Source organism: Nonomuraea glycinis (genome assembly GCF_035920485.1).
Taxonomy (GTDB): domain Bacteria; phylum Actinomycetota; class Actinomycetes; order Streptosporangiales; family Streptosporangiaceae; genus Nonomuraea; species Nonomuraea glycinis.
In genome coordinates this window covers 2,390,987-2,415,156 of sequence record NZ_CP109166.1, presented here as the reverse complement: position 1 = coordinate 2,415,156, position 24,170 = coordinate 2,390,987, and the positions used below count along the sequence as shown (strand labels likewise).

Below are 24,170 nucleotides of genomic sequence, written 5' to 3'. Positions count from 1 at the left end.
TCAACGCCTTGAAGGCAGCCTCCTTGTGAGCGCTTCCCGGGTGGGTCACCCGTGGGGAGCCTCTTCCTCTGTCCGGCCGCTGGGCTCATCTGCCCACACGTCCCGGCCGTTGCTCCACAACTCCGAGGCGTGGTAGGCGAACCGGTCGAAGAGGCCGTCAGCCTGGTGCCGGCGTAGGTGGAGCATCGGCGAGTCATGTCCGACGAGCTTGGCCAGGTGCGGGGTCACCAGCATCTCCGAGTCGAACCGGAAGACGCTCATGGCGATGTGCTCGTCGCCGTACCGTGCTTCGACTCCTGGGACGTCGCGTAGGTGCTCGATCTCCGACAGGGTGATTCTGATGCGTGTGGAGACGGTCAAGGGGACGTTCTCGACCGTCTCGCGGCGGCGGGTGACGTCGCTCTCCGGGTCGCCCACGAGAAACCGGATCTTGCAACCCTGCTGAGCTTTCCGCTTGAGGACCTTGGCCAGATTGGGGTGCTCCAGCCACAGGAAATAATTCGTATAACCGGCGAATACGATCTCGCTGCCCGCCGCACTGATGAGATTACGCCAAATGGATTTCGGGCAAGCAGAACGAAACGGGTAAACGGTCAAAACCTCTCGGTCTGGGCCTGTTTTCACCGTATTGCGAATAGCGTCTGGCCATAACACGGCTGCCTCAACTCCTAGTGCTTCCGCGGCGGACCATCGATGCCGCAGGTGCGGAACGCGAGCCTCGTCCTGCAACCAGCGTTCTACCGTCTTGACGTCCACTCCACACCGATCCGCCAGGTCTTGGCGGGTGACGTGCGCGTCAAGCATGGCGCGGCGTAGAGCGACGTTGGTCACGTACACCTCGGAAGGCTGAGGACGTCAGGGACGTTTCGCAGCGTAACGCTGTAACGTCCTGGACGTCTCGATAACGCGGTGTAGTTGTCGCGTAAAAGTAAGCACGCTGATCTCATGTCAACACCGGCGATTCTCGAAGACCTCCAGGCGGCCTTTCCTGGATGGTGCATCTGGCGTAGCTCAGCGGGGCGCATGTGGGCGACCAGGAATGGGCGGCGCCTCTCCTCGCTGGAGATCTATCACGGCCTCTGCCAAACACTCGACGCCGACGACGTCACGCAACTCGCGCAGCAGTTGAAGAACCAGGAAGAGACGGAGAAGGCGCTATGAGCACGTCGCAGGCCGGGCTGGACAAGAGCGCAAGTCGCTATCGCCTTGGACTGTCCTGTTCGGAACGGGATGCGGTGCAGCATGCCGTGGCCGCCGACGGGGGGATCAGCCTGTGCGGGGGTGTCCCCGCTGCCGACCCTTGGCTGGTCCTTGCCGTTCGTACCGACGGTCACGCGAGCTTGCCGGGCTTGTGTCCGCTTGGCGGAGAAGCCGGGCGGAGTCGTGCCGCATGGACAGTCTTGAGCGCGGCTGCTGGGTGCAGCCGCGCTCAGGTGCGGGGTTACCGGGTGGTGGTGCGGGTTCTGGTGAGGAGGAAGCCGAGGGCCAGCATGCCGATGCCCAGGAGCAGGTGCAGCCAGTTGTCGGCGCCGTTGAGCGGGACGAAGTTGGCCGCGCTGTCGTGGTCGATCAGCATGCCGTAGAGCCACAGGAGCAGGTAGATGACCCCGCCGCCGATGAGGTAGTTGCGGGCCCCTGGCACGGTTCTGGCCATCAGGATGCCGGCGACCCCGAACAGCAGGTGCACGATGTTGTGCAGGATCGAGACCTGGAAGACGCCGAGCAGGAGCGCGTCCGAATGGTGGCTGGCGAACTGCAGGTCGTCGAAGTTCGTGGTGACGCCGGGGACGAAGCCCAGGACGCCGACCAGCAGGAACACCGCGCCGACGACGAGCGCGGCGAGCTGTACGGGAGACCGGGTTGCCGTGCTGCGTGGGGTGACCATAACTGCTCCCTTCCGAATTGGGTCACCGCCGACTACCCCTTGATAATCGGGTCAGTCTTGTTTGCCCATGGCTTTGCGGATCACGTCGCGGGCCCGGTCCATCATCGCCATCGGAGTGCCCACGAGCAGGTTCTTGGTCGCGGACGTGGTGCCGGGGTGCGGGTGGGTGGGGGCCATGGCCTCAGCGGCCTTGACCCCGGCCGCCAGCGCCCGGCGCTCGGCCTCGCTGGTGTGCGCGCGGAGCTGGGCGAACTCGTAGCGTTCCTCGGCGCGGGCGTGCGCCTCGACGGCGCCGCGCAGCACCAGCAGGTTCTCCATGAAGTCGGGCGCGTCCGGCCCGGCCTGGTCGAGCTGCTGCAGGAGCCGCTTGGCCTGGTCCTCCTCGGTGAGGCGGTCGTTGACGATCCCTTCGCCGCCGTCGATCTTGGCGCGCGCGTAGGGGTGGACGATCTCCTCCTCCGCCGTCTCGTGTACGGCCAGCAGCCGCACCAGGCGGGTGAAGGCCTCGCCCCGGCGGTCCGCGGGCGCCCGCTCGACCTCGTCGAACAGGTCCCTGATCATCCCGTGCTGCGCCTGGAGCAGGTCGATGACGTCGGTCTCCGTCATCCTCTCGGGAACCGTCTTCTGGTAGGTCATGTCCATCTCCTCTCGAGTACGGCCGGGGCCTACCCGCCCGGCGACCGGCCACGCCCGCCCTTACCAAGTCCGAGCCTCCCTACGGCGAGGCGCGGAGATTGTCGCTTATGTCCTCGGGTAGGCCGCTTGCGGATGGCGCCGCCGCGGTCGTCCGTCGCTCTGGAGGGAGTGCTGCGGGCGGGAAACAGGCGGCCGAGCCCAGTCGAGCAGGCCAAAGGGGAGCAAGGGACATGACCTTCAATCCACTGCAGGAGCGGGGCATCCCGCTGGACAGGCAGCTACGCGACTGGCAAGAGCTGAACGTCATGCCGATCGATCCGGACCACGCCGACCCGTACACCCGCTGCCGCGTCATCACGATGAACGGCATCGAGGTCGAGGCGATCATGTTCAGCCACCACATGGCGCGGCACTGCCCCGACCTGGAGATCAAGCGGCAACTGGCCCAGGTCCGCTACATCGAGGCGCAGCAGCAGAAGGTGGTCAACTGGCTGCTGCCGGGCGTCGCCTCGGTGCTGGAGACGACCATCGCGTACGAGCAGGTCGCGGTCGACCTGACGGCCTGGGTGGCCCGGATGGAGCCGGACCCGTATCTCATGCAGGCCTACCAGTTCGGGGTGCTGGAGGACTTCGACCACCTCTACCGGTATGCCAACCTGTTCGAGATGATCGAGCACCGCAAGGCGGAGAAGATCGTCGACAACCTCACCGAGGTGATGCCCGGCCGTCCGACCTACCTGCACCACCGCAATCCCATCGACAACGTACGCGAGCCGTACGACAAGTCGACCGCGGCGCCGATCTCCAAGCTGCACGCGCTGACCATCATGTCGGCCGAGCAGCAGACCATGAACTTCTACATGAACGTCGGCCCCACCTACATGGAGCCGATCGCCCGCCAGCTCTACCAGGAGATCGGGCTGATCGAGGAGGAGCACGTCACCCACTACGAGTCGCTCGTCGACCCGGGCGAGAGCTGGTGGGAGATGCTGCTCAACCACGAGTACAACGAGTGCTACCTCTACCACTCCTTCATGGAGACGGAGTCCGACCCCAAGGTGAAGGCCATCTGGGAGTTGCACCTCAACATGGAGCTGGAGCACCTGCGGCTGGCGGCGGAGCTGTTCAAGAGGCACGACGGCCGCGACCCCGAGCAGGTGTGCGCGCCCGCGCTGCCCGCGCCGGTCACCTTCGAGCCGAACAAGGCCTACCTGCGCGAGCTGCTCAGCACCCAGATCGACTTCACCACGCTGGGCACCGGCTACGTCCAGGACGCCCACGAGCGCTTCGAGAAGATGCAGAACGACATCATGGGCGGCGAGAAGGCCCCGTCGGAGCGCGTCATGCAGGAGAACCGCGACAAGTCCGGCGAGGAGTACCGGATGGAGACAGAGGGCCCGCACCCCGTCGGCAGCCTGCGCCTTGACCGCCACTGAGCGCGTGACGACTGAGCGCGTGATGGCTGAGCGCGTGACGGCCCGGCCGCGACCGGGCCGCGCCGATCACGCCAGGACGGATCGCGCCGCCGGCGTGCCGGCCCGGCTCGTGGCGCGCCTGCGCCACGGGCGGGCGCTGCACCCGCGCGGCCTGATGGTGGCGGGCACGCTCGAGGTCGCCGGAGGCGCGGCGCTCGGCGTGCCGGTGCTGGACGTGCCGGGCGAGCACGAGGTGGTCGCCCGGCTGTCCAAGGGCGGCTCGCTGCCGGGCGGCCTCCCCGACGTGCTCGGGCTGGCCGTCCGGCTGCCGGGCCCGCTCGACGTGCTGCTGTCCACCTGCGGCGCGGTGCCCTGGCTGCTCCGGCCGAGGACCGGCTTCACCGCCGGCCCGTACTCCTCGCTCGTTCCCTATGACACCGGTACGGGCTCCGTCTGGATCGTGGCCTGGCCCGAGGACCCGGCGACCTCCGCGGATCCGCGGCTGCTGCCGGGCGTGCTCGGCCGGGGGCCGCTGCTGTTCCATCTGTATGCCGTACGGAAGGACAGAGCCGCGGTGCGGGTGGCGACGCTGCGGGTGTGCACGCCGCGGCCGGAGCTGGATGTGGCCTTCGATCCGGTGCTCAACAGCCACCCGGCACTGCGTCAGCCCGGGTGGCTGCGGCGGCTGCGGCGTGGCGCCTACCTGGGCTCACGCCAGGCCAGAGCCGCCGAGGTGGACACGGGGCAGGTCAGTAGCCCTGGTTGAGCACCACGCCGGCGCCCACCCGGCGCCGCTCGCCGACCTGGTCGACGAGGTTTGCCTGCTGGAAAATGATCGCCACGCCAAGCGCCTCGGCCGACGGCACGAACGGGTCACCGGCAGAGGTCCGCCCGAGTGGGACACCGTTGGCGGCCAGCGACCGCTCGGCGGCGGGCAGGTCCCGGACGGTGACCGTGTAAGCGGCGAAACCGGGAATGCCCGGGGGACGCTCGCCCGGCAGGCGGTCGGTCAGGGCGGCCGCGGGGACCAGGGTGATCACCGCTCCAGGCAGGTCGAACGTGCGCGCCGGGCCGTCCTGTCGTGCGGTCCGGCCCAGGTAGGCGGCGTACCGTTTCTCGGTCTCGGCCAGGTCCGCGTCGGCGACGCACAACAGGCACCCGGCCAGCCCGATCGCACCGTTGGGATGGTCGGTGCGCAGCGCCTGGGACGGCGGGTTCTCCGCGAGCCCGACCCTGCCCTCGGGCACGCGGCCTTCCGCGCCGAACTCCAGGAAGCGGACGGGCTCCATCCGGGTGCCGTCGGCCGTCTCGATGGGGCGCCGCACCGCATGGACCCCGCCGTGGCGTACCCCGCCGGCGTCGAGACGGGCGGTGGCGGCGTCGAGGTCGGGCGCGTCGATCATGAGAATGTGCACACCCTGGAAGCGCCGGAGGCTCGCGGTGAGGGTGGCGGCGGTGGCGCGCACGGCCTCGACGATGGCGGGCAGCCGGTCGTCGGGCACGCTGAGCGGGATCGGGCGGGCGTCGCCGGGCATCCGGCCGTCGCCCGCGACGGTGACCAGCTCGATGAAGTCGCGCGGGAAGTACGCGTGCGTGTTGGCCACGCCGAACGGCTCCGGAGCGGCGCCCGGGGACGTCGGCATGACGGGATAGGCGGGAGCCGGGAGCGTGAAGCCGAGGCGGCGGTAGCGCTCGATCGCCTCGCTCATGTCGTGCACGAGATGGCCGATGTGATGAAGCATGATCACCTCTCGGGTGTCGTGTAGGCGGCGTCCCGGAAATCGCGGCCGAGCCGGCCGAAGATGGTGATGGCCCGGCTCGCCGCGCCGGTGTACGCGGTCGCGGACGGCTCGGCGGCGGGGCCGAAGACGCGCCGCAGGATGTCGGCCAGGTGCTCGGCCTTGGCTTCCAGGTCCAGATCGAGGTGCGGGGGGAGTAGCGGCTCGACGCCGAAGAAGCCGAAGACGATGGTCGGCAGCGGATAGTCGAGGTCCTCGGGGCGGAGATCCTCGCGGAGCAGGCCGTACTCGGCGAGCACGGCGAGGTAGTCGTGCGAGGCCAGCAGCTTGGCGCCCTCCAGGGGCCTGCGGGCGGGGCTGGCCAGGAAGGCGCCGAGCGTCTCGGCGTCCCGGGTGAAGATGGCCCGCAGCACCGGCCGCCGCATCGCCTCGACGAAGAAGCGGCGCATGTAGCGGTGCAGGGCGACCTCGGTGGGATCGGCGCGCATCGCCGCGACGACGGCGTCGATCATCTCGACGGCCTCTCGCGCGCCGACGGCGAAGAAGAGCTGCTCGCGGGAGCGCCAGTGCAGGTAGACGGTGCCCTTGCCGACCCCGGCCCGCTTGGCGATCTCGTCGATGGACACCCGCCGGTAACCCCAGCGCAGCAGCAGGTCCTTGGCGGTGTCAAGGATCCGGTCGGCACGGGCGAGCCGGTCGTCGTCGAGCATGTGGAACCTCCGGTGACTGATGACCAAATTAGCACATTGGTCACCAGGTGCCGAGGGTTCGACCCATCCGTGCAGAGGGTTCACCCCATCACGGCATAAATGGGGATTCAGGCGTGGGGCTTGCGGGCGACGCCGGCCATGACCCAGGCTCGCTCGATCTCGGAGTGGGAGATGTACGCGTCGTTGCGCCACTGGCGGACGTAGACGAAGCCCGGCTCCACCAGCTCCAGGCCGTCGAAGAAGCGCAGCGCCTGCTCGCGGTCGCGCGGGGCGCCCGTGGGGCGTCCGAGGGCCTTGCGGAAGATGTCGCTGATCGCGTCGCGGATGTCCGGCCGGTTGTCGAAGACGGCGTGGGTGAGGCCGAGATGACTGCCCGGGGCGAGCAGGTCGCGCAGCCGGGCCACCTTCTCCTGCGGCTTCTCGTCGTCGGGGATGTACTGCAGGGTGCCACCGAAGATGAGTACGGCCACCGGCTGCTCGAAGTCGATGAGCCGCCGCATGACAGGGTCGGCGACCAGCTCGTCCGGGTGGAGGATGTCCCCTTCGACCACCCCGGTCCGCTCGTTGGTGGCCAGCAGGGCGCGGGAGTGGTTGAGCGCGACCGGGTCGTCGGCGACGTAGATCACCTGGGACTCGGGCGCGATCGACTGCGCGATGGAGTGCACGTTGCGCTCGGTCGGCAGCCCCACGCCGATGTTCACGAACTGCCTGACTCCCTGCCTGGCGAGGTGCCGGACGGCCCGCTCGCGGAAGGCCTCGACGTACTCGCCCATGGCCTTGGCCTCGGGGGCGAGCGCGAGAACCTGGTCCGCGATGTCCCGGTCGACAGCGAAGTTGTCCTTGCCGCCCACGAAGTAGTCGTTCATGCGGGCGACGCTTGGAGTGCTGGCCGACACGCGCGCGGACGGTCGCTGGGACGCCTCACTCATTGGTCACCTCCTGGGGTAGCAGGTAAAACGTTAGCAACTACTACATCCGCTATGTGTGCTTACTGTCCGATAAATGGGACCAATTCGCGAGGCGGGTCGTCGCAGGTCACGGCCGTCGGATCACCCCGTTCACGATCAGCCGGTCCACCGCCTCGGCGATGGCCTCCAGCGAGGTGTGCCGAGGCCGGTGACCCAGCAGCCGCTCGGCCTTGGCCATGCCGCAGTGCGGGCTGTGCGCGATGTGATCCCAGGTGATCTCGGCGTCCTCCGCCGGCACGGTGGTCCGCCACCGCTCCCACGGCAGGAACGCCAGCCGCGCCTCCCGCCCGAACCAGCCCGCCACCGCCTCGGCGTAACCCCGCAGCGACAGCGCCGTGGTGGCGACCGAGTGGAAGCTCTCGCCGACGGCCGTGGCCCGGCTGGCCAGCGCGTCCATGAAGATCCGCGCCACGTCGTCGGCGTGCACGTGCTGCACGGTCTCCAGGCCGAGGTTCGGCAGGACCAGCTCCTCGCCGTCGGCCAGAGTCTGGAACACGGCCGGGTTGACGTTGCCCGCCGGATTCACCGGCACCCAGCCGGGACCGGTGATGTGACCCGGATGAATGATCGTGGCCGGGAAGCCGTCCCGGTGCGCCCGCTCCAGCAGATAGGCCTCGATGGCCGCCTTCTTGACGCCGTAGTCGCCGAACGGCCGGCGCGGCCGGTCCTCCGTCGTCGGGACCTGGCCGCTGGGGCCGTGCACCCACACCGTGCCGCAGTGCAGGAAGTGGCGGACCCGGCCGGTCAGGGCGGTGACGAGCTCGCGCGCACTGGCCTCCTCGAAGCAGATCAGGTCGATGACCACGTCGGCCTCCAGCTCGGCGATCCGCCTGCCGAAGACGCCGTCGGCCTCCTCCGCCTCGCGGTCCGCGATCACCGTGGTGACCTGCCGCCAGGCTCCGTGCGGGCTGTAGGGCTCGCGCTTGCCGCGGCTCACCGCGACCACGTCGTGCCCCGCCGCCACCAGCCGGGGAACCAGATAAGTGCCGATGTGCCCGCTGGCGCCGATCACCACTACTCGCATGCGTCCAGCTTGTCCGCCCGTACCGGCGCTCGGCAACCCCCGCGGTTTGCCTATGGCGGGCTCGGGCAGCCGCGGGACATGAGACGTACCAACGGGCTGGGGCAGCTGCGGGGCATGAGACGTACCAGAGGCTTGATCGGCGCCGTGGTCGCCGGCGTCGCGCTCGGCGCGGGCGCGGCGGCCGCCACCCGCGCGCTGGCCGGGCGCCCGCCCCGGCCGCGCCCGTCCGGGTGGTACGCCGTCACCGTCACCACCGCGCCCGCCGCGCTGACCGGCGCCGAGCGCCCCGACCTGCTCGCCTGGCTCGCCGAACACCACGAGGTCCGCATCACCCCCGCCCCTGGCGGGCGCGGCAGTCAGATCGCGGTGCGCACCGACGACGGCGAGATCAGAGAGCGGGTACGGGCACTTAAGCAACTCCTGGAGACCGGCGAGGTGCTGCGGGTGGACGGCCAGCCGGAGGGCCACCGCACCCCGCTCGGCCAGGTCGGCATCCCGGTGATGAGGCAGCTGATGAGAAGGGGAACGCGATGAGGGCGCTGTGCTGGTCGGGGATCAACGAGGTGAGCGTGCAGGACGTGCCCGACCCCGGGCTGCTGAACCGCCAGGACGCGCTCGTCAAGGTCACCGCCAGCTCGGTGTGCGGCTCCGACCTGCATCTGCTCGACGGGTACGTGCCGACGATGATGGCCGGTGACGTGATCGGCCACGAGTTCGTCGGCGAGATCATCGAGATCGGGCCGGACGTGCGCGAGCGGCGGGTCGGCGAGCGGGTGACGGTCTGCTCCATCATCGGCTGCGGCCGCTGCCACTACTGCGCCGCCCAGCTCTACTCCCTGTGCGACAACAGCAACCCCGACCCCGGCTTCCTGGAGAAGCTGAACGGCCACGCCACGGCGGGCATCTTCGGCTACTCCCACGCCCTCGGCGGCTTCGCCGGCAGCCACGCCGAGTACATCCGGGTGCCCTTCGCCGACGTCAACGCTTTCCCTGTCCCCGACGAGGTCGCCGACGCCTCCGCGGTGTTCGCCTCCGACGCGGTGCCCACCGGGTGGATGGGCGCGGACCTGGCAGAGGTACGGCCCGGCGACGTGGTGGCGGTGTGGGGCTGCGGCGGCGTGGGCCAGATGGCGGCCACGGCCGCGATCCAGATGGGCGCCGAGCAGGTGATCGCCATCGACCGCTTTCCCGAACGGCTCGCCATGGCCGAGCGCCTCGGCGCGACCACGCTCGACTACGAGCGGACCGACGTCCTGGACGCGCTCAAGGAGCTGACCGGTGGGCGCGGGCCCGACAAGTGCGTCGAGGCCGTCGGCATGGAGGGCCACGGCACTGGCGCCCAGTACGCCTACGACCGGGCCAAGCAGGCGCTGCGCCTGCAGACCGACCGCGGCCTGCCGCTGCGCCAGGCCGTCCACGCCTGCCGTAAGGGAGGCATCGTCGCGGTTCTGGGCGTCTATCTCGGGCTGGTCGACAAGTTCCCGATGGGCGCGCTGATGAACAAGGGCCTGACGATGCGCGGCGCCCAGCAGCACGGCCACCGGTACATCCCGATGATCCTGGAGCGGATGGCGCGCGGCGAGCTCGACGCCTCGCACCTGCTGACCCACCCGATGAGCCTGGAGGACGGTCCCAGGGGCTACGAGCTGTTCAAACACAAGCAGGACGGATGCGTACGGGCCGTGTTCCAGCCCGCGGTCTGACCACGAGGGTCACTGCGCCGCGCGCAGATAGCTGAGGACCGCCAGGATCCGCCGGTTGCCGTCCTCCGGCTGCAGGCCGAGCTTGGCGAAGATGTTGCCGATGTGCTTGACCACCGCGCCCTCGGTGACCTGCAGCCCGGCGGCGATGCGGCCGTTGGTCTCGCCGGTCGCCATCCGGCCCAGGACCTCCCGCTCGCGGGCGCTGAGCGTGTCGATCGCATGCGGACGCTGGGCGGCCATCAGATGCTGGACGACCTTGGGGTCGACGACGACGCCGCCGCCCGCGATGATGTCGAGCGAGTGCATGAAGTCGGCGACCCTGCCGACGCGGTCCTTCAGGAGATACCCGGCCCCGCCGCCGCCCGGGGCGATGAGCTGGGCGGCGTAGGCGTCGCCGAGATACTGCGACAGCACCAGGACGCCGATTCCCGGGTGCCGGGAGCGGATCGCCACCGCCGCTCGCAGGCCGTCATCCTGGTTGCGGGGCGGCATCCGTACATCTGTGATCACGATGTCGGGCAGGTCGGCGGCGACGGCTTCGAGCAGGGCGTCGGCGTCCGCCACGGCGCGCACCACCTCGTGGCCGAAGCGCTGCAGCAGCGCGATCAACCCTTCCCGCATCAGAGCCGCGTCTTCGGCGATCACCACCCTCATGCTGACATTGTGCGACATGGGGTTAGCGAGGGCGGGGGATATCGACCAAGATTCGGGTCGGGCCGCCCGGCGGACTGTCGAAGATGAGCTCGCCCGACAGCAGGGAGGCCCGCTCGTACATGCCGACCATGCCGGTGCCGTGCACCGGATCGGCGCCGCCGAGGCCGTCATCCGACACCGTCAGCATGATCCGATCCAGTGACTCGGCCAGCTCGATGTGGATGTGGTCCGGCTGCGCGTGCTTGATCGCGTTGGTGACCGCCTCGCTGGCGATGTAGTACAGCGACGACTCCACCGGCAGTGCGAAGCGTCCGACCCCCTCGGCGTCGACCGTGATCCGTACGGGCACCCGGCGCGCCAGTTCGCGCAGAGCCGTGCCGAGTCCGTCGTCGATCAGCGTGCGGGGCCGCAGCCCGTGCACGATGTCGCGCAGCGTGTCCAGCCCCAGCTCGGTCTCCCGCCTGACCGCCTCCAGCGACTCCAGCACCGAGCTCTGCTCAGGTCCCGGCCGGAGCGCGTCGCGCAACTCCAGCTCCAGCATGCCCAGGCGCATCGTGGCGGTGGCGAGGTGCTGCTGGGTGCCGTCGTGCAGGTCACGCTCGATCCGCTGCCGCTCGCTCTCGAACCGTTCGAGCTCGGCGATGTTGGCCCTGGCCAGCGACACCACCTGGCTCTGCAACTCCTCCATCCGGGGCGAGAGCAGCGCCGTGGCCAGTGCTCCCTGACCGTAGGCCAGCAGCGTGAACAGGTACGGCGAGACGATGACGAGCACGGCACTCAGCACCACCAGGGCCGGGGCCCCCGATGGCTCCCGCATCAGAGACGTCTCCACACCCGCCAGCACGAACACCGCCACGATCCCCGCGAAGATCAGGGTGGCGGTGATGATCAGAGCCATGAAGGAGATCAGGCCGAACAGGATGTGCACCAGCGTGAACGCGACCTCCCGCCAGAGCCGCAGCTCGTGCAGGCCGGGGAGTCCGGACCTCGCCGGCGGGCCGGGAATCGGCCGGAACCCGGCCAGTCGCACCAACCGGCGCTCGGCCCTGGCCAGCGCGTGCGCCCAGTAGGGCAGCGGGAGGACGAGGACCGAGCTCATCAGGCTCAGCCACCAGAACACGGCGCCGAACGCCAGATAGGCGGCGGACCTCCAGGGCCAGCGGGTGAACATGTATCTGCCGGGGGAGTCGCGCAGCGCCGACATGGCCTGTGAGTGGTACATGTCCCAGACGTTATGGAGCCGGGGGCTTCGTCCGCAGTGAGGCCATCGGGAGTTCACGGGTGGGCTTTCAGCTACCAGAGCCCTCGGCCCACCTGCCGTGACGGGTCGCCGTCGACCTGCGGAGGCCGGCGGCCGGCGTCGCGGCCACCGGTGCGCCCCGAGGTTTCAGCCTGCGGTTTGACCGCGAAACCTCCGGGGAGGGGATCCTGACCAGGGGTTTTCCCTTTTGAGGCAACGATGGGGGGACACGATGAGCATCCGGCGGGAGCAGGAGACCGAGCAGGGCGAGGCCGCGACCAAGGCGCCACCGGCGGAGGAGGAGACGTCGCCGCATCCGGGCGGCCCGGGGAAGTTCGACACCGCGGCTGATTACGAGTTCAAGCGGCTGAAGGAGCTCAACCCAGACGATTTCGAGTAGCCGATCACCGTGCGAGGACCGTCATCAGGCTGATCTGTTTTCTGTGAACCCAGGTGATACTGGGGGTTCCGGGGGAAGCTCGCCACTGTGGCACGCGTTCCCCCCGAAGAAGGAGAGGCCATGGCGGCGCCGAGTGAGGGCCAACCACCCGTGACGTCGCCGCCGGTGCAGGTGGTGCTGTCGCCTTCGAACGTATGGCGGGTGGGGTTCGCCGTCGCGGCCATGGTCGTGCTGGTGTACTTCCTGAACTTCGTGCTGACCGCCGCTGGATCGTTCCTGCTCGTGGTGGTGATGGCCTGGTTCCTGTCGCTGGCGATGGAGCCGGCGGTGGCGCGTTTGGCCTCGCGCATGCGGCGCGGCGTGGCCACGGCGCTGGTGATGGCCGCCATGAGCATCGTGGGAGCGATCTTTTTCGTCCTGTTCGGGCAGCTCTTCCTGCAGCAGGTGGCGCTGCTCGTGGCGTCGCTGCCGGACGTGGTGACCGCCGTCACGCAGTGGATCAACACACAGTTCGGTACAAAGTACGAAATTTCGAGCATCTTGGAGTCGATCAGGCTGACTCCCCAGGATGCCGCCGGCTACGCCCAGGACGTCCTGGGCGGCCTGCTCGGCCTGGTCGGCACCGTGGCCGGAGTGGTGTTCAACGCCTTCGCCCTCATCCTGCTGACCTTCTACCTCTCGGCCGACGGTCCCCGCGCCCGCCGCTGGATCGCGGGCCTCCTGTCCGGCCGCTTCCAGCAGGTCTTCCTCAGCATCTGGGACCTGTCCACGGTGAAGACCGGTGGGTACGTCGCGGCGCGGCTCATCCTGGCCGCCATCAACGGCGGCACCTCCGCGCTGGTGTTCCTGCTGATCGGCATGCCGTCCTGGCTGGCACTGGGTGTGTGGACCGGCGTGGTCGCCCAGTTCGTGCCGACGATCGGCACCTACATCGCGATCGCGCTGCCGGTGGTGGTCGGCCTGGCCTCGCCCACGCCCTGGATCGGGGTGGCGGCGCTGATCTGGGCGGTGGTCTACCAGCAGGTGGAGAACCTGACGTTCGAGCCGCGCATCAGCGCCCGCTCCGTCAACATCCACCCGGGTGTCTCCTTCGCGGCGGCGATCATGGGCGCGCTGCTCTTCGGCCCGGTCGGCGCGCTGCTGGCCATCCCCGTGGTGGCGATGCTCCTCTCGGTCCTCGACACGTTCGGCACCCGCCACGCGATCCAGCCCACCCTGACACCGCCCGAGGAAAAACCGGAGGAAAAGCCCGGGGAAGTGCCCGGGGAAGAGCCGGCGGAGAACCTCGTGGAGAAACCCCAGGAAGGGCCCGGGGGAGCCCCAGCGGACACTCAGCAACAAACTCCCCGCCTCTAAGCCGACCCATCCGGAAATATCGGATTCTGGGCGCTTAAATACCCGCAAAGGGATCTCTGGTGTGAGAGCATGGCGCGGGCCTGATGACGCCGACTCGCTGTCATGGTGTCGGTCATGAGGCTTTCTTGACCGCCTTTCGAAAGGACGAACACGTGCGCAAGCCTGCCAAGGCTCTCGCCCTCGCCGCGATGCTGAGTGCCGGCACGGTCCTCGTGCATCCCGCCCCCGCCCTCGCGGCCGCCTACTCCCCTGAGGCGGCCTGCGCCAAGGAGTCCGGGCGCGGCGGCTGGGTCCACGTGCGCGACAACAAGCGGGCCATGAAGGACGGCAAGACCGTCTACGGCTATGTCTATCTGATGTGGAACAGGTCGCTGCAGAAGAACTGCGTCGCCGCGATCAAGACCATTTTCGCCGGCACGCCCACCTACACGCAGGCGATCCTGCACGTCCAGGGCGGTGGCGCCTACCGGGATCCGGGCAAGCTGACCGCCAAGAAGTACAAGCAGTACGCCGCCGCCATCGGCTACGGCAAGGGCCAGTGCGTCGACTTCGAGGGCTTCACCACCGACACCCGCGTCGACTACGCCCTGGCCCACGGCAGGCGCGGCAAGTTCGCCAACTGCGGCTGACACCTGCTTCACCGGCCCCGGCATCCCTACCCGATGCCGGGGCCTTTCCCATGGTCAACCTGCCTGTACGCTGCGACGTATCGCCAGGACAGGGGCAGATGGGGCGCGGCGCATGCTGAAGCTGGATCGGTTGGTGAACGTGCTCGGCGGCTACGGCGCCCGGCTGCTCACCGCCCCCGTGTCCCGGCAGGTAGAGCTCCGCAGCGTGGTCGTCCACGATCCGGCCGACCCCAGGCCCGCGAGCGGCGACGTGTTCCTGCCGGTGGGCGTGGAGTCGGCGGACGAGGCGGTGCGGCTGGCGCGGGCGGCGCGGGCCGCGGTGGTGCTGGTGCGCGAGGGCGCGCCGCTCGATGCCAGCGCCCGCGACGGCGGGCTCGCCGTCCTGCTGGTGGATCCCGAGGTGTCCTGGAGCCAGCTGTTCGGCGTGGTGTACGGCCTGGTGCTGGAAGGGCGGGAGACCGAGGCGGGGCGGGGACCGACCGACCTGTTCTCCTTCGCCGACACCCTGGCCGGGGAGCTCGCCTCTCCGGTGACCATCGAGGACCAGATGTCGCGGGTGCTGGCCTACTCCGGCTCCCAGCAGGCGGCCGACCCGGTGCGGCTGGAGACGATCCTGGGCCGCCGGGTGCCGGAGGGCATGCGCCGGCTGCTGGAGAGCCGGGGCGTCTTCGCGCATCTGGCGACCTCGGAGGAGCCGCTGTTCGTGGAGCCCGCGCCGGAGCACGGGCTGCGCGGCCGGATGGTGGTGGCGGTGCGTGCCGGGCGGGAGCTGCTGGGGTCGATCTGGGTGGAGTGCGAGCGTCCGCTGACCGGCACGGCCCGGACCGTCCTGAGCGACGGCGCCAGGGCGGTGGCGCTGCACCTGCTGCGCTCGCGGGTCAGCGCCGACCTGGAGCGGCAGGTGGAGTCCGACCTGGTCATCCAGCTTCTGGAGGGCACCGCCGACGCGCCGGCGCTGGTCAGCCGGCTCGGGCTGCCCGGTGGCCAGTTCCGGGTGATCGCGCTGCAGGCGCACATCGGCGAGGAGCGGCACGCGGCGATCCTGCTCGCCTTCGAGCGTGCCACCACGGGCTTCGGCTGGTCGCGGCCGGGGCGCAGCGCGCTGTTCGGCAACACCCTGTACACGGTGCTGCCCTGCGGCAACGACGTCACCCCGGCCCGCGACTGGCTGGCCGGGATCGTGAACGTGCTGCCCCGGCAGGTGACGGTGTTCGCCGGAGTGGGCGGCCCGGCGGCGCCCGCGCAGCTCGCGGCGGGCCGGCAGGAGGCGGACGAGAGCCTGGCCCTGCGCGCGGCCAGGCCGGGCGGCGGCGCCCAGCCGGTGGTCTACGACGAGTCGTGGGACGAGATCCTGCTGCAGCGGCTGCGGGCCGCCGCCTCGGCGGGCCGCACCCCGGCGCGTGGCCCGGTGGCCGATCTGACCAGGCATGACGCCGAGCACGGCACCCGTTACATCGAGACGTTGCGGGCCTGGCTGGAGGCGCAGGGCGAGCTGGGCGAGGCGGCGGCCCGCCTGGGCCTGCACCCGAACACGGTCCGCTACCGGCTGCGCAAGATGGGCACGATCACCACCCTGCGCCTCGACGCCCCGGAGAAGCGGCTCGCGATGATCATCGCACTGGCGGTCGATCAGGGCTTGTCGTAGCAGGACAAAGGTGGATCTCTCGGTTGTCCGCCGCCCACAGCTCCTTTCCCCCTCGTACGGGTGATGCTCGTCCTAGAAGACGAAAAGGGCGATAAGTCCCTTACGGGTAACGCGCGTCATAAGAGCGGAGAAGTGGCGATGGCTATCGACGGTGGACCGCGTACGGCCGTGGTGATCGGTGCCGGTGTGGTGGGCCTGTCCACCGCCTGGTTCCTCCAGGAGCGCGGCGTGGACGTGACCGTGGTGGACCGCGACGGCGTGGCCGCCGGCGCGTCCTGGGGCAACGCGGGCTGGCTCTCGCCCGGCCTCGCCATCCCGCTGAACGAGCCCGGCGTCCTGCGCTACGGCCTGCGCTCGCTGCTCGACCGGGACGCCCCGCTGCACGTGCCGGCCACTCCGGACGTGGGCCTGTGGTCGTTCCTGGCCCGGTTCGCGCTGCACTGCAACTGGACGGACTGGGGCCGCGCCGTACAGGCCAACATGCCCTTCAACGAGGAGGCCCTGGAGGCCTTCGACGTGCTCGCCGCCAACGGTGTCGAAGCGCCCACCCACGACGCCCCGATCATGGCGGCGTTCGCGAACGCACGGCAGGCGGTGTCGCTCCTGCACGAGCTGCGGCGGATCAACGACTCCGGGCTGGAGATCCGCTACGCCGCCCTTGAGGGCGAGGCGCTGCGCGAGCAGGCGCCCCAGCTCTCGTCCGGGGCGCGGGCGGGCATCCGGCTGGACGGTCAGCGCTACGTCGACCCCGGCGCGTTCACCGAGTCGCTGGCCGGTGCCGTCACCGCGCGCGGCGCCACGATCCGCGCCGGTTTCCGGGTGAGCGGTGTACGCGCCGAGGCCGGCGGGCACACGGTCGTGTCCGACACCGGGGAGTCGCTCAGGGCCGACGCCGTCGTCCTGGCCACCGGCGCCTGGCTGAACCAGCTCGGCAAGCGGTGGGGCGTCCGGACGCCGGTGCGCGCCGGGCGGGGTTACTCCTTCACCGTGCCGACGGACGAGCCCGTGCCCGGCCCGATCTACCTGCCGGCCGTCCGGGTGGCGTGCACGCCGTACCAGGGCAAGCTGCGGGTGGCCGGCACGATGGAGTTCCGCGACGCCGACGCCCCGCTCTACCAGCGGCGGGTCGAGGCGATCATCTCGTCCGCGCGGCCGCTGCTGTCCGGCGTCTCCTGGGAGGAGCGCACCGACACCTGGGTCGGCCCGCGCCCCGTCACCCCCGACGGCAAGCCGCTGGTCGGCGCCACGGCCGTGCCCGGCGTCTACGTCGCCGGTGGCCATGGCATGTGGGGGTTCACCCACGGCCCGGCCACCGGCCGCATGCTCGCCGAGCGGATCACGACCGGCAAGCTCTCGGCGGCGCTGCGGGAGTTCGATCCCACCCGCTGACCAGCTCGGAAAACGCGGTCGCCGCCACCTCATCGAGGTGGCGGCGACGATGCTGCCTGCGTCAGATAGCGGCGCCGATCGCGTGGTCGACCAGGTCGTAGTCAGCCGGGCAGGACAGGTGGTTACGCTTGCCGTTGAACTTCTCGGTCAGTTCCGCGGTGGTGTTGTCGTTCTCGCAGCGGATCCAGTGCTGGTACTCACGGGAGTAACGGCAGCTGGCGATCGAGGTGTCGTTGATGGAGTACAGCTTGCACTCGATCGGCGGCGTCGCGGCGGCCGAGGCGGTGCCCGCGGAGAAGATGAGACCACCGGCGATCAGGCCGGGGGTGGCGAGCATGACAAGGGTGCGCTTGAGCATGATTACCTCCGTGTGAGGCGGCGCCGGTCACCCGATGCCGCGAGTCGTTACGTTGCGTAGTCATGCTCGCGGCAAGGGCCACCGTCCCGCAGGAACTGCATGGCGCACAATGGTCAAATCCTCGTCACGACCCGGTAGGGCGAACCGTCCTCGCTTCGCGCGGAGTCAGACCGCGGCCCGGTCCGCGAGAGGGCGACGCCGCAGAGCCGGATCGGCCAGCGCGGGGGGACGCCAGGCGCCGTCCGGCTGGTACAGGTTCGTCCCCGGCGGGACGATCTCGTCGATCCGGTCCAGTGTCTCGTCGTCAAGAGTCAAGGAAGCGCCTTTCAACAGCCCGTCAAGCTGCTCCATCGTCCGCGGCCCGATGATCACCGAGGTGACCGCACGATGCGCGAGCGGGAAGGCCACCGCGAGCTCCGGCAGCGTCCGGCCCAGTTGCCCGGCCAGCTCGGCGAGCCGGTCCGCCACCTCCAGCTTGACCTGGTTCTCCGGGATCGTGGGGTCGAACCGGGCCGGGTTGAGCAGGGCCCGACCACGGGACAGGTCGCCGTCCACGCCCTTGCGATAGCGGCCGGACAGGAACCCCGAGGCCAGCGGCCCCCAGGTCAGCACGCCCATCCCCCAGCGCTCGCACACCGGCAGCACCGACGCCTCGACGCCACGGGCCAGCAAGGAGTACGGAGGCTGTTCCGTACGGAATCGCGGCAGTGCGCGGCGCTCGGCCACGTAGTGGGAGTCGACGATCTGCTCGGCCGGGAAGGTCGAGCAGCCGAACGCGCGGATCTTGCCCTGCCGCACCAGATCGCCCAGCACCGACAGCGTCTCCTCGACGTCGGTCGAGCGGTCCGGCCGATGCACCTGGTAGAGGTCGATCCAGTCGGTCCGCAGCCGCTTGAGGCTCTCCTCGACCTCCTGCACGATCCAGCGCCGCGAGTTGCCGCCCCGATTGGGCCCCTCTCCCATCGGGAAGTGCACCTTCGTGGCGAGCACGACATCGTTCCTGCGCCCCCGCAGCGCCTTGCCGACGATCTCCTCGGATTCGCCCGCCGAGTACATGTCGGCGGTGTCGACGAAGTTGATCCCCTGGTCGAGCGCGGCGTGGATGATGCGGACGCAGTCGTCGTGATCCGGGTTCCCCACGGCGCCCAGCATCATCGTGCCCAGGCAGTGGACGCTCACCTCGATGCCGGTGCCGCCAAGAGCGCGGTAGCGCATGGCCACCCTCCTAAGACTCGGTACGTGATCCGCACCGTAGAGCGTGGACCCCGCTCCAGGTCAAATCATCACCAATTGGCCGGCAGCCCCGGGGTGGTCGGGGGCAGGGCGTGGCCCGGCGGGTGGATGACGTAGGCGATGCCGCCGCTGCTGGAGCCGCGCAGCCAGACGTTCTCGAACGCGGCCCTCGGATAGACGTGCCGCACGCGGGCGTTGCTGGGGGAGGCGGGGTCGTTGGCGATCACGTCGCCGGTCGCGGTGAACCCGACGACCACCATGATGTGGCCGTCGGTGCCGTAGCCCGCGCCCGGCAGCTCGTCCTTCTGGAACGACTGCGAGGTGATCACCGGGATGCCGGCGCCGATCAGGCGCTCCAGCTCGGTCAGCGTGCGCAGCCGGGTGATGAACCCGTCCACGCCGTAGCGGCCGGCGTAGGCGACGTTGAACGGCCAGTTGCCGGCGCCCTGATAGGCGTGGTCGTAGGTGTGGCGGGCGGCGTGGTCCACTTCCGGATCGGGGTCGGCCGGGTTCACCCAGGAGGTGTCCTGCGCGCTCGGCCACCGGTCCCAGTAGCCGAGCACCATGGTGGTCGAGGTGGGGCTGCACCAGGCCTGGCCGCCGCCGTTCCACTCCGGGTAGTGGCCCTGGTGGACCCGCTGGGAGCGGCGGGGGACGTCCAGCTCGGTCCCCCAGGCGCCGCCCGCCGGGCTGACCGGCACCTTCTCGCGCTGCGGAACGCGGGAGGCCATCGCGCCGAGGGTGCGCACGCGCGGCGCGACGGTGGAGCCGGGCGTCCTGTAGAGGGTGACCCGGAGCTGGTAGGCGTCGATCCGCCTGCCCTTCGCCGCGACGAGCGTGTCGACCGCCACGTTCGCGTCGGCGTCGCCCTGTCCTCGCACCGAGGTGCGCTGGATGTCGGCGTCGCCGTAGGCCCAGCGGCCGAGCACGTACCACTTGGTCAGCCCGGAACCGTTGCGGGCGCGCGCCTCGACCTGCATCCAGCTCCCGGCCGGGACGTCGGCGGTCCAGGAGGCGATCAGCTCGGTGGCGGGGAAGCCGAGCGCCCGCTCCGGGCCGGTCCAGCGGGCGTACTCCCACGTGCTGGTGCCGAGCGCGTCGGTGTAGGAGGTGGTGCCGGTGGCGGCGGCGAAGGACAGGCCGTCGTCGGTGCCCGTCCCGTCGGCGGCGCCGGCGGCGAACACGGCCCGCTGGTAGACGACGTCGGCCGGCTTGGTCCCGACCTTCTCCTGGCCGGCGGCGGGGGTGGCGAGCGCTGTCGCCAGCAGGACGGTGGAGAGGAAGCCGGTCACCACGGTCAGCCTGCGCATGGACCTACCTTCTCTGACGGCGCTCGATCGCGGCCGACAGTAGGCAACGTGGGCGTGAAACACATCGGCAAATCTACGTATGGCACCGGCCATGCGGCCTCAGCCCTTGTGCCGCCCCTTGGCCTTACCGGCCGTGCCCTGCTTCTTGGCCTGCCCGGGCGGCACCTGCTTCTTGGCCTGGCCCGGTGGGATCCGCTTCTTCTTCGCCTGGCCGGGTGGGACCCAGGACCTGCTGGACTTCGTGGCGGTGGCCTGCGGCTGGTCCGGGTCCTGCGTACGCCGGGACGACGGGGACTTGGTCCGCTTGTGCGACATGCGCTGGACGTACAGAATGCCGCTCTTCGCCGCGCGGGCGGCGTCCGAGGGGGTCTCCATGGCGGACGGGGGGATGATCGCGGCGGGGTGGTGCGTGGGCTCGGAGTGCCCCGAGGTGGTGACCACGCAGACGATCAGCGCCGCCATGGCCGCGGCCTCCCGCCCGTGCACCGCCACCTTCCGGCGCACCGCCCGCCATCGCACGCCCAGGGGCCGCGCGGGAGCGCGCGTCTCAGTGGACGGCGCGGCGGCGGCCGGCTTCGGCTCGAACAGCGCCGCGACGCGCTCAAGCTGTTCCTGTACGCGGGCCGAACCGGTCCGCTCGTCGGGGTCCTTCTCCAGCAGGCCGCTGATGACCGGGGCCAGCTCCCCGGCCTGGTCGAACGGCGCGGGCGAGGAGGTCACCACCGCGCTCAGGGTGGCCTGCTCGCTGCCCTGGGCGAACGGGGTGCGGCCCTCGACGGCCGCGTACAGCGTCGCGCCGAGCGACCACAGGTCCGACCGCGCCGTGGCGGGCGCGCCGCGAGCACGCTCAGGGGCGATGTACGCGGCCGTGCCCATCACGACGTTCGCCTGCGGGCGCTCGTCGTCCAGCGTGGTGGCGAGCCCGAAGTCGGTCAGGATCGCGCTCCCCTCGCCGGTGAGCAGGATGTTGGCCGGCTTCACGTCGCGGTGCAGAACCCCCGCGGCGTGCGCGGCGCGCAGCGCGGCCAGCACCTCCAGCCCGATCCGGGTGACGGTGGCGACCGGCAGCGTCCCCCGGTTGGCGATCACGGTGGCGAGGCTGCTGGACGGGACGTACTGCATGATGATCCACGGCCGCTCGTCCGCCAGCACCACGTCGTACACGGCCGCGATGTTCGGATGCGTCAGGCGGGCGGCGATGCGCGCCTCCCGCATGGTGCGCGCGATCTGCTCCTCGTGCTGCGGTCCGGAGACGGTCAGCTCCTTGACCGCCACCTCGCGGTCCAGCAGCTCGTCGTGGGCGCGCCAGACGGTGCCCATGCCGCCGGAGCCCAGCTTGGCCCGCAATCGATAGCGTCCGCCCAGCAACCATCCTTCGTACCGCGCATTGGCCATATAGCCAGAACTATCGGATCAAGGTCACCTCGCACAACGCATCTGCTCAACACCGCACAGATCGCGCGCGTGGAAGGATCGGGTTCATCACCGTAAGCGGAAAGGCACCTGTGAGATGGCCCCGAACATCGCGAAAGCTGATCGCGTAGAACTGCCCGAACTGCTCGACTTCCTGCGCCCCAGGCATCACGGCCTGCTGTCGACCACCCGCGCCGACGGCCGGCCCCAGCTCTCGCCGGTCACCTGCGGGGTCGACGCCGAGGGCCGGATCGTGGTCTCCACCTATCCCGACCGGGCCAAGGCCCGCAACGCCCGCCGCGACCAGCGGGCCTCGATCTGCGTCCTGTCCGACACCTGGGACGGCCCGTACGTCCAGGTGGACGGCCGTGCCGAGGTGCTGGACATGCCGGAGGCCCTGGACGGGCTCGTCGAATACTTCCGGTGCATCTCCGGTGAGCACCCGGACTGGGACGAATACCGTGAGGCCATGCGCCGCCAGGACAAGTCCCTGATCCGTCTGCACATCGAGCGCTGGGGCCCCATCGCGACCGGCGGCTTCCCCGCCCGCCTGGCGTAGCCGGTCAGCCGTGCTGGTCCATGAGGTGGTCGCGGAGCACGACGGCCTGGTTGTGCTCGGTGTCCTTGGCGGCGTAGAGCAGCGTCACCGGGCCCTTCGCGGCGGCCTCCAGCAGGGGCTCGATCGTCTCGGGACGTTCGGCCAGCTCGGCGCGGTAGCGGGTGGCGAACTCGGGGAAGCGTTCGGGGCGGTGGCCGAACCACTGGCGCAGCTCCGTCGAAGGGGCGGCGTCGCGCGCCCAGCCGTCGAGCCGCAGGTCGCTCTTGCGTACGCCTCGGGGCCACATGCGGTCCACGAGGAATACCGCGCCTGACGGTGTCGTGTGGTCGTACACGCGCTGGATGCTGATCGGTCCCATCCTCACCTCCTACCCAGGGGCCGGGATTTGCCTTTGACGTGCGGGTCAAGGGTTACCGTCGCGGAGCCGTACGAACTCTTCAGAAGGATCGTCATGACCCGCACCTCTCGTGAAGTCCGGCTCGTCAGCAAGCCCGCAGGGCTGCCGGGGCCGGCGCATTTCGTTGTCACCGAGACGCCGCTGCCGGTGCCGAAGGACGGCGAGGTCCTGGTCAGGAACCACTACTTCCAGGTCTTCCCCGCCATGCTCCGCACCATGATCGGCGGTGGCACCGAGGTGCACCCGGCGCTGTTCCCGGGCGACACGCTGCTGGGGCCGGCCGTCGGGGAGGTCGTCTCGGCCCCCGGGACAAGCCCGCTGCGGACGGGTGAGCTGGTCTCGCACTGGCTGGGCTGGCGTGAGTACGCGGCCGTGCCCGCCGAGGCCTGCACCCCGCTGGGTGACGACACGCTGCCCGACCCGGTCGCCCACCTGTCGCAGGGGTGGACGGCGTACGGCGCGCTCACCCGGGCCGCCAAGGTGCGGCCCGGCGACACGGTGTTCGTGACCGGTGGCGCGACCGCGGTCGGTGTGCTGGCCGGGCAGATCGCCCGCCTGCTGGGCGCGGGGCGGGTGATCGGCACCACCGGGTCACCGGAGAAGGCGGCCAGGATGGTCGCCGAGTTCGGCTACGACGCGGCGCTGCTGCGTGGCGCGGAGCCGATCGCCGACCAGCTGGCCAAGGCCGCGCCGGAAGGTATCGACGTGCTGCTGGACACCGTCGGCGGCGACCACCTGGAGGCGGCGGTCGCGGCGGCCCGGCCCGAAGCCAGGCTCGTCCTGGTGGGAGTGCTGGCCGCGCAACTGTCCCCGGAGGGCACCGGCGCGACGGCGCCGCCGGTCACGTTCGACGCGAGCCTGCTCATCCTCAGGCGGATCCAGCTGCTCGGTTTCACCGCCCAGGACCATCCGGACGCGCTGCCGGAGTGGATCGAGCGCTTCGACGGCTGGCTCCGCTCGGGGGCCATCACCTTCCCGCACGTCCGGGTGGCAGGCATAGAGCACGCCACCCGGGTGTTGCAGGAGACGATCGACGGGCGGCATCTGGGGACCGTCGTCGTGGACGTCAACAGGAGAGCGGATGCGGATCGGTGACGCGGCGGCCGCGGCGGGCACGACGCCCAGGGCGCTGCGGTTCTACGAGCAGCGCGGGCTGCTGCCCCCGGCCTCGCGGACCGCGACCGGGCAGCGGCGCTACGGTCCGCGCGACGTGGCCAGGGTGCGGCTGATCCGCCGGCTGCTGTCGGTGGGGCTGACCGTCGAGGACGTGCGCGGCTGCCTGGCGGATCCGGTGGTCGTGTTCGACGGCGACACGCTGCCGCCGTGCGATGCGCCCGAGTGCGCGCTCACGCAGACGTCGGCGATCATCGAACACCGGTTGGATGTGCTCAACGCCGAGATCTCCCGTCTGGCCGGGCTGCGCGACCAGCTCAGGGAGGCCGTGGGCCACGGCGTCGCCGCCCGTTGAGGTTTTCCGCCGGTGGGCTCGGATAGAGGACAGGTTCAT

27 protein-coding genes are annotated in these 24,170 nt (G+C 70.4%); 13 read left to right on the top strand and 14 right to left on the bottom strand.

Annotated features, from left to right (window positions below):
• Window positions 1-45 precede the first annotated feature (45 nt).
• The gene (locus OHA68_RS11095) at window positions 46-417 is read right to left on the bottom strand and encodes a hypothetical protein (protein WP_327107555.1); all 372 of its coding nucleotides are present in this window, start codon (window positions 415-417) and stop codon (window positions 46-48) included.
• A gap of 528 nt (window positions 418-945) precedes the next feature.
• Between OHA68_RS11095 and OHA68_RS11090 the strand changes: the two genes are divergently transcribed.
• Complete coding sequence (locus OHA68_RS11090) at window positions 946-1,161, top strand: hypothetical protein (RefSeq protein WP_327107554.1); 216 nt, start codon at window positions 946-948, stop codon at window positions 1,159-1,161.
• A gap of 280 nt (window positions 1,162-1,441) precedes the next feature.
• On the opposite strand, the gene OHA68_RS11085 is transcribed toward OHA68_RS11090, so the two are convergent.
• Complete coding sequence (locus tag OHA68_RS11085; protein WP_327107553.1) at window positions 1,442-1,885, bottom strand: DUF4383 domain-containing protein; 444 nt, start codon at window positions 1,883-1,885, stop codon at window positions 1,442-1,444.
• A 51-nt stretch (window positions 1,886-1,936) separates the two neighbouring features.
• Entirely contained in the window at window positions 1,937-2,521 is a 585-nt protein-coding gene (locus tag OHA68_RS11080; RefSeq protein WP_327107552.1) for a hemerythrin domain-containing protein, read from the bottom strand.
• Window positions 2,522-2,751: 230 nt separating this feature from the next.
• Between OHA68_RS11080 and OHA68_RS11075 the strand changes: the two genes are divergently transcribed.
• Window positions 2,752-3,957, top strand: coding sequence for a hypothetical protein (locus OHA68_RS11075; protein WP_327107551.1), 1,206 nt, complete (start codon window positions 2,752-2,754; stop codon window positions 3,955-3,957).
• Between the two features lie 22 nt (window positions 3,958-3,979).
• Complete coding sequence (locus OHA68_RS11070) at window positions 3,980-4,702, top strand: hypothetical protein (RefSeq protein WP_327107550.1); 723 nt, start codon at window positions 3,980-3,982, stop codon at window positions 4,700-4,702.
• On the opposite strand, the gene OHA68_RS11065 is transcribed toward OHA68_RS11070, so the two are convergent.
• From OHA68_RS11065 to OHA68_RS11050, 4 genes are all read right to left on the bottom strand, one after another.
• Window positions 4,686-5,678 (bottom strand): VOC family protein, encoded by a 993-nt coding sequence (locus tag OHA68_RS11065; RefSeq protein WP_327107549.1) that lies wholly within the window; start codon window positions 5,676-5,678, stop codon window positions 4,686-4,688. The genes OHA68_RS11070 and OHA68_RS11065 overlap by 17 nt on opposite strands.
• Window positions 5,679-5,680: 2 nt before the next feature.
• Window positions 5,681-6,385: a TetR/AcrR family transcriptional regulator gene (locus tag OHA68_RS11060; protein WP_327107548.1), complete on the bottom strand. Its 705-nt coding sequence runs from the start codon at window positions 6,383-6,385 to the stop codon at window positions 5,681-5,683.
• Between the two features lie 107 nt (window positions 6,386-6,492).
• The gene (locus tag OHA68_RS11055; RefSeq protein ID WP_327107547.1) at window positions 6,493-7,314 is read right to left on the bottom strand and encodes an SAM-dependent methyltransferase; all 822 of its coding nucleotides are present in this window, start codon (window positions 7,312-7,314) and stop codon (window positions 6,493-6,495) included.
• Window positions 7,315-7,420: 106 nt separating this feature from the next.
• A complete protein-coding gene (locus tag OHA68_RS11050; RefSeq protein ID WP_327107546.1) occupies window positions 7,421-8,377 on the bottom strand; it encodes an NAD-dependent epimerase/dehydratase family protein in 957 nt (318 codons plus the stop codon).
• Between the two features lie 114 nt (window positions 8,378-8,491).
• On the opposite strand from OHA68_RS11050, the gene OHA68_RS11045 reads away from it, so the two are divergent.
• Together OHA68_RS11045 and OHA68_RS11040 are read left to right on the top strand one after the other, a co-directional pair.
• Window positions 8,492-8,911, top strand: coding sequence for a hypothetical protein (locus OHA68_RS11045; RefSeq protein WP_327107545.1), 420 nt, complete (start codon window positions 8,492-8,494; stop codon window positions 8,909-8,911).
• Window positions 8,908-10,080, top strand: a complete 1,173-nt coding sequence (locus OHA68_RS11040; protein WP_327107544.1) for a zinc-dependent alcohol dehydrogenase — start codon at window positions 8,908-8,910, stop codon at window positions 10,078-10,080. Before OHA68_RS11045 ends, OHA68_RS11040 begins: the two co-directional genes overlap by 4 nt.
• A gap of 9 nt (window positions 10,081-10,089) precedes the next feature.
• Here the strand turns inward: OHA68_RS11040 and OHA68_RS11035 are convergent, their stop codons facing one another.
• Window positions 10,090-10,734, bottom strand: a complete 645-nt coding sequence (locus OHA68_RS11035) for a response regulator transcription factor (protein ID WP_327107543.1) — start codon at window positions 10,732-10,734, stop codon at window positions 10,090-10,092.
• A 22-nt stretch (window positions 10,735-10,756) separates the two neighbouring features.
• Window positions 10,757-11,956: a sensor histidine kinase gene (locus tag OHA68_RS11030; protein WP_327107541.1), complete on the bottom strand. Its 1,200-nt coding sequence runs from the start codon at window positions 11,954-11,956 to the stop codon at window positions 10,757-10,759.
• Window positions 11,957-12,206: 250 nt separating this feature from the next.
• On the opposite strand from OHA68_RS11030, the gene OHA68_RS11025 reads away from it, so the two are divergent.
• The 5 genes from OHA68_RS11025 (at window position 12,207) to OHA68_RS11005 (ending at window position 17,393) form a co-directional block, all read left to right on the top strand.
• Window positions 12,207-12,374, top strand: coding sequence for a hypothetical protein (locus OHA68_RS11025; protein ID WP_327107540.1), 168 nt, complete (start codon window positions 12,207-12,209; stop codon window positions 12,372-12,374).
• A gap of 120 nt (window positions 12,375-12,494) precedes the next feature.
• Window positions 12,495-13,730, top strand: coding sequence for an AI-2E family transporter (locus tag OHA68_RS11020; RefSeq protein ID WP_327107539.1), 1,236 nt, complete (start codon window positions 12,495-12,497; stop codon window positions 13,728-13,730).
• Window positions 13,731-13,882: 152 nt separating this feature from the next.
• Window positions 13,883-14,359 carry a hypothetical protein gene (locus OHA68_RS11015; protein WP_189137961.1) on the top strand — a complete coding sequence of 159 codons (477 nt, stop codon included), beginning with the start codon at window positions 13,883-13,885 and terminating at the stop codon, window positions 14,357-14,359.
• Between the two features lie 112 nt (window positions 14,360-14,471).
• Window positions 14,472-16,004, top strand: coding sequence for a PucR family transcriptional regulator (locus OHA68_RS11010; protein WP_327107538.1), 1,533 nt, complete (start codon window positions 14,472-14,474; stop codon window positions 16,002-16,004).
• Window positions 16,005-16,142: 138 nt separating this feature from the next.
• Window positions 16,143-17,393, top strand: a complete 1,251-nt coding sequence (locus OHA68_RS11005; protein ID WP_327107537.1) for an NAD(P)/FAD-dependent oxidoreductase — start codon at window positions 16,143-16,145, stop codon at window positions 17,391-17,393.
• A gap of 61 nt (window positions 17,394-17,454) precedes the next feature.
• Here the strand turns inward: OHA68_RS11005 and OHA68_RS11000 are convergent, their stop codons facing one another.
• The 4 genes from OHA68_RS11000 to OHA68_RS10985 all read right to left on the bottom strand — a co-directional run bounded on the left by OHA68_RS11000 (window position 17,455) and on the right by OHA68_RS10985 (window position 21,662).
• Entirely contained in the window at window positions 17,455-17,751 is a 297-nt protein-coding gene (locus OHA68_RS11000) for a hypothetical protein (RefSeq protein ID WP_327107536.1), read from the bottom strand.
• Between the two features lie 165 nt (window positions 17,752-17,916).
• Window positions 17,917-18,966, bottom strand: coding sequence for an aldo/keto reductase (locus tag OHA68_RS10995; protein ID WP_189137965.1), 1,050 nt, complete (start codon window positions 18,964-18,966; stop codon window positions 17,917-17,919).
• A 68-nt stretch (window positions 18,967-19,034) separates the two neighbouring features.
• Window positions 19,035-20,294 (bottom strand): C39 family peptidase, encoded by a 1,260-nt coding sequence (locus OHA68_RS10990; protein WP_327107535.1) that lies wholly within the window; start codon window positions 20,292-20,294, stop codon window positions 19,035-19,037.
• A 99-nt stretch (window positions 20,295-20,393) separates the two neighbouring features.
• Complete coding sequence (locus tag OHA68_RS10985) at window positions 20,394-21,662, bottom strand: serine/threonine-protein kinase (RefSeq protein ID WP_327107534.1); 1,269 nt, start codon at window positions 21,660-21,662, stop codon at window positions 20,394-20,396.
• Window positions 21,663-21,804: 142 nt separating this feature from the next.
• Here OHA68_RS10985 and OHA68_RS10980 point away from each other — a divergent pair, with 142 nt between their 5' ends.
• Window positions 21,805-22,266: a PPOX class F420-dependent oxidoreductase gene (locus tag OHA68_RS10980; protein WP_327107533.1), complete on the top strand. Its 462-nt coding sequence runs from the start codon at window positions 21,805-21,807 to the stop codon at window positions 22,264-22,266.
• A gap of 4 nt (window positions 22,267-22,270) precedes the next feature.
• Here OHA68_RS10980 and OHA68_RS10975 read toward each other — a convergent pair whose 3' ends face one another.
• On the bottom strand, window positions 22,271-22,624 hold the full coding sequence (locus OHA68_RS10975; protein WP_327107532.1) for a DUF488 domain-containing protein: 354 nt from the start codon (window positions 22,622-22,624) through the stop codon (window positions 22,271-22,273).
• A 93-nt stretch (window positions 22,625-22,717) separates the two neighbouring features.
• Between OHA68_RS10975 and OHA68_RS10970 the strand changes: the two genes are divergently transcribed.
• Both OHA68_RS10970 and OHA68_RS10965 read left to right on the top strand, forming a co-directional pair.
• Complete coding sequence (locus OHA68_RS10970) at window positions 22,718-23,758, top strand: MDR family NADP-dependent oxidoreductase (RefSeq protein WP_327107531.1); 1,041 nt, start codon at window positions 22,718-22,720, stop codon at window positions 23,756-23,758.
• Window positions 23,745-24,131 carry a MerR family transcriptional regulator gene (locus OHA68_RS10965; RefSeq protein WP_327107530.1) on the top strand — a complete coding sequence of 129 codons (387 nt, stop codon included), beginning with the start codon at window positions 23,745-23,747 and terminating at the stop codon, window positions 24,129-24,131. Before OHA68_RS10970 ends, OHA68_RS10965 begins: the two co-directional genes overlap by 14 nt.
• Window positions 24,132-24,170 lie beyond the last annotated feature (39 nt).